This is a genomic window from Streptosporangium sp. NPDC049644 (genome assembly GCF_040675205.1).
GTDB lineage: Bacteria > Actinomycetota > Actinomycetes > Streptosporangiales > Streptosporangiaceae > Streptosporangium > Streptosporangium fukuiense.
The window spans coordinates 1-2,015 of sequence record NZ_JBFAOJ010000244.1; the positions used below are offsets into that span (position 1 = coordinate 1).

Annotated in this window: 1 protein-coding gene and 1 pseudogene; both read right to left on the minus strand. The window is 64.1% G+C overall.

Annotated features, from left to right (window positions below):
* The coding region (locus tag AB0J58_RS44800) for a phage portal protein (protein WP_364227909.1) at positions 1–1,203 on the minus strand (1,203 nt) is incomplete at its 3' end.
* Between the two features lie 22 nt (positions 1,204–1,225).
* Positions 1,226–2,015, minus strand: a pseudogene (locus AB0J58_RS44805) (terminase); the annotation flags it as partial.

Sequence of the window (2,015 nt, forward strand, 5' to 3'; positions counted from 1 at the left end):
GGACGAGAGCTTGCCGAGGGCATCCACCGTCGACGCGAGCGCACGGGCTTCGGTGTCTCGCCACACGACCTGAGCGGACAAGTCTTCCCATCCGCGTTTGTCGCCAGCGGCGCGTGACGCCAGCCGGAGAGTCTGCTCGTGGCTCTCCCCGAAGCTGCTCTTTCGCTCCGCGATCTTCCGCTGCAGTCCGCTCTCGGCTGCGGCGAGCGCCTCCGCCGAGAGGTTGCTCATCTGCCCGAGCAGGTGGTGAGGGGGTGTCTGAGAGACGGTCGCGATGTGCCGGATCGTCTCCTCGGCGCTCTTCAGATAGCCCGACAGGTCCGTTTGCGAGAACTCGCCGAACTTCGTGTCGCCGTCCTCAGCCACCCACAGCCGAGACACCGAGGCGTTGAACGGCTCCATCGGGTTGCCCTGCGCATCAAGCGGCGGCGCCATACCCGTGACCCAGCGCTGCCTGAAAGCGGCATACTGCTGAGCCATCAACAGGTTGAACGTGGTGCTGTTGAGCTGGTCTTGCATCTCGAAAAGCGGTTCGACCTCACCGCGGATGCAATCCTCGCCGTCGAGGTCATCGCCGTTGGTGTACCGCACGACCGGGCAAACCTTAAGGCCGTGCTCCTCGCTCTTCTTCAGACGAAGCTGCCCACCCGGCTTGATGTCCTCCTCAAGCTCATACCGATGGGTGTCGTCATACAGCCGAACAATCCGCACCTTGCCATCGAGATCGTTACGGACAACTTCGTCGATGGCGTACTTCGGCCACTCATCATCGACCGGATCCAGATAAAACGCCGTCATTCGCCGCGGAGACCTCGTCGCAATGACCGGGCCGGGCTTGCCTGGCGTCACAACCGCGTAGCTGATGCCGTACTTCAGCGTGCCCCTGTGAAGGCCGTGCTGACGGGCGTCCATGCGATTGGCCTGCCACCACTCCCACGCCTTCGCGTTCTCGTCCCCGCCGGCGGGCCGGTACCCGTCCACGTACAGCGCCTGCGCGACCACCGTGACGACCAGCGGCAGGATGTTGACCTTGGCCCGCTTGATCAGCCACTTGTACTCCTGGCGGGCACCCCGTGGCACATACACGCTGGACGCCTCGCCCCGCATGTACGCCGAGATCTTCCGCAGCCGCGGCTGTTCCTGCTCGCGCATCTTCAGTAGCCGCCGCGAACGGTCGACGACATCCGACTCAGAGAGGGCCACAAGCACCCCCTCGAATTGGTTATCAGAATCCGTACACGCGACCTGAGGTCTTCTTCTTGCGGTTCTTGTACTTCGGAGAAGCAAGCACCAGCCGGCGAACCATGCGGGCGCCGATCACACACACAGCAGCGTCGATCTTCTTCGGCGAGTCCGGGGACTCCTTGCCGATCGATACGCCCCACCGATTTGGCCGGCGGCGAGCGTTACCGACATGGCGGGCCACTCGGGCATCGCCGTCGTGCCTGAATGCCCGCTCGTTGATTTCGGTTTCGGTGAGCTCGCAGGCGAGCGTGAAGTCGTAAGTGCGGGCCCGCATATCCCAAGCGATGGCCTGCGGATCCTTGCCCTCCGGTACCGCGTGGACGAGCAGCTTGTCGGCGTACCTGCCTGGCCAGGTGACCTTGGTGAAGCCTTCCCATTCCTTGACGTCGGCGAAGAAAGCCAGCACATCCCAGCGGTCGAACATTCGCTCCACCGCGGCGTCGACCTCGGTCACGGGCACCACCGATTCGGTGTCGTGGGAGGTGTCGGGCTCCCACACGCCGAGAGTGAAGGTGTAGCCGTCGGAAATGCGGCAGCCGACCAACGCAGTGGCGTCACGGGACTTGGAGCCGTCGAAGAACGCAACAATCTCTTCGCCGTCGGCCACCAGCTCGCCCGGATCGGCGATCGCCGACCAAGCCTGCGGGGTCATCCAGGCGTCCTGCGCGGCTGTCGGCCAGTTCATGTACTTGCGCTTGGAGTCATCCGGCCGGGCCCTGGGGTCCCAAATGCGCTCCATGATGGGGCGGACCTTCTGCCAAAAGCAGTCT